This window comes from Streptococcus parasanguinis (assembly GCF_001074805.1).
Taxonomy (GTDB): Bacteria; Bacillota; Bacilli; order Lactobacillales; family Streptococcaceae; genus Streptococcus; species Streptococcus parasanguinis_A.
This window is the reverse complement of sequence record NZ_JUPI01000121.1, coordinates 1-2,780: the sequence shown is the minus strand read 5'-3', so window position 1 is coordinate 2,780 and position 2,780 is coordinate 1. Positions and strand designations below refer to the sequence as shown.

Genomic DNA, 2,780 nt, shown 5'->3' with positions numbered 1-2,780 from the left:
TGCGGAGGTGGGACGACGAAATCGAATTCTAACGAATGACCGATTTCTGTCCCACTCTCTCTTCCATTATTCCTTCCAAAAGGTCAGGCTCTGAGTAAATCGGTAGTTTGAACTCTTGGTAGACACTGTCGTTTTGGGATACTTTTCCAGTAATTGTTGGATCTTGTACAAGCCAAGACCGCGGCCCTCTCCTTTACTCGAGTAGTCTTTTTCAAAAATTCTCGCTAACTCTATTTTTTCAGCTTTTGTACTATTTTCAACTATTAAGATGAGGGAGTTCGTATCCTGAAGCATGGCAAGAGTCAGCTGTGGGTCCTCTGATTCGAGACTCGCTTCGATAGCATTGTCACAAAGGATGGATAAGAAGGTGATGAAATCTAAAACCTCGATGAATAAATCACGAACTGGTTCATCGATCTCGACAGAGATCCCAATCCCTTTATTTTGAGCTTCCAATAATTTTGCGGACAGAACACTTTTTACAGCTGGATTTTCGATGTGACTGAGTTTGGCAATATCAAACTTACTATTGTAAAATTGCTGGCCACTCTCTCGAAGAACATTCTCATAGACTTCCCTGATCGCATTGAGGTCTTCGTGCTCAATACTTAATTTGAGACTGGTTAAAATATTCAGGTAATCATGACGAAAGGCACGAATCTCCCCATAGAGCATTTCGACGTGTTGGCTATAGGTGGCTAACTCCTGCAGTTGCCTATCTTTTTGTTCCAGAATTTCTTGTTTCAATCGTTCTTTGGATACCGCATTGAAATACAAGAGCATCACAAAAAACAAAATCAAATAAATACTATTTAACTGTTCCCGTAAAGCATCTGCATGAGGAATAGCATCCTCAAAAACCACCAGACCTACAACACTGACTAAATACACAAACATGGAAAGATCCATCGGGAGTAAGAAACGATTAAAATACTGCCGTTGAAACCCTACTTTTAAATCTGTAAAATCTAGTTTTAACAATTTAGTGATTCCTATATAAACAGGAAAGACCAGCAATTCAAGTAGAGCATCATACCAGCTGACAGATGCCTCATGAACAAGTACGATCCCTAACATTGGAAAGACATAAAAGGCTAAGAGACGCGCAATGAGACTCTCCATGACAACCGGGTAGAGCCCGTAAAAAATATTCAAAAGGTGTCGTATGTTACGATTTCGGTAGAAACTATAGGCAATAAATACTAAGAAATAGCCAAAAAAGCCTACCGGTGGCACAAGGGTAAAGATAATTGCAAAGAAGAAGGGGCACAAAAAGAGCCAGCGCAAGGTGAACTCTTGTCTACTGATATGACGATAGATCAGCATGCTGACGAAGAACTTTAGGTAAAATATTAGAACATCTAACAGCAATTCTTTCTCCCTCTATTTTTTCAAAGCTTCCAGTAAGCCTCTGTACTTGGTCCGTGAGATCAAGCAATTGTCCCCATTTTCAAAAAAAGCTTTCTTGGCTTCTTTATCAATCTTCGTAATATTTTGCGGATTCACCACAAAGGAGCGGTGGCACCGATACAAGCGGGGATCTGCTTTTTCGATATCGGTAATACTAGCGTAAAATTCCAAGCGCTCTTCCTGGGTGTGTAAAATGACCTTGTGAATGGTTGGAGACGTTTCAACATACAAAATCTTATTAAAAGGAACTTGTACACGCGCCATCGCACTCTCAAACGTAAAGGCATCTTGCGCAATCGTGGTCCCAGCTTGCTCCAAGGTATAATCGATGGCTGAGCTGATTCTCTCTTTGAACTCTTCCTCACCCAGCGTTTTATCGATAAAATCCAAGGCAGCTACTTTGTACTGAAAGGTAATGGGCATGAATTCAGAGTGAGTGGTGACAAAGACAATGGTCGCATGGGGATCTTTCTTACGAATCTCTTTTGCGATCTCCAGTCCTTTTTTCTCCTCACCTTTAATCTCGATATCTAAAAAGAATAGGTGATGGGCGCCTCTCTCTGTGATAGCATCCAGCAACTGACTTGACTTCCCAAACACTTCTGGCGCTTTGCATTGCAAGGATTTTTGACGGATGAGATCCTGCAAGACCGCTTCGATACGCGATTGTTGGATCCATTCATCTTCTAACACAAAAATCTTCAACAAAGTCCTCACTCCTTCCCCTCTACGAATATGTTCTATTTTACCATAAATGATGCCTGCTAAGCCACTCTTTCAAAGGAGACTCAAAGGCCTTCTACTTTTTTTCTTAACAAAAAAACTCTCCCGGAGGAATCCGGAAGAGCTTGCGCAAGGGGAATTTGAAAAATATTTTTTAATATGAAAAAGGTCGATAAAATCTATGCTATGTTCAAACTCTCATTTTACTAGCAGCGATATTACGATCAAGTTTTATTGTCAATAGACATGTATGTGGGAAGTTCTCCCCTTGCAACAATGTAGACCTGTGATCTACTCTTACTAGTATACACTAGAATTATTACAAAATCAGTTAATTTGTATTGCAATTTGTTGGCAAATATCCCTCTGCCTGAAAACACCGCAAATGCTTGATTCCCAAGCATCTACGCAAGTCCTCTTTAATTAGTATTTATCATTTCTGTTACAAAATTTAAAATAAAAATATTATTCCATAACAAATGAAAATCCCAAAGCACGATAAAAAGAGGCTGGGACAAAAGTCCTAGCCTCTCAATTATTTTTGGATTGCCAAGCAAGACGCAGTGGTTGAGTGGGCTTTACTAGCTGATTTCATCAGCTTTTACAGCCCTACTCAACTGTGCGGAGGTGGGACAACGAAATCGAAT

At 40.1% G+C, this 2,780-nt stretch carries 2 protein-coding genes; both read right to left on the bottom strand.

The window, feature by feature from the left end:
- Positions 1-66: 66 nt before the first annotated feature.
- Positions 67-1,326: a sensor histidine kinase gene (locus tag ADI76_RS08435; RefSeq protein ID WP_049515785.1), complete on the bottom strand. Its 1,260-nt coding sequence runs from the start codon at positions 1,324-1,326 to the stop codon at positions 67-69.
- Positions 1,327-1,383: 57 nt separating this feature from the next.
- Positions 1,384-2,118, bottom strand: a complete 735-nt coding sequence (locus ADI76_RS08430; protein WP_049515783.1) for a response regulator transcription factor — start codon at positions 2,116-2,118, stop codon at positions 1,384-1,386.
- Positions 2,119-2,780: the final 662 nt, after the last annotated feature.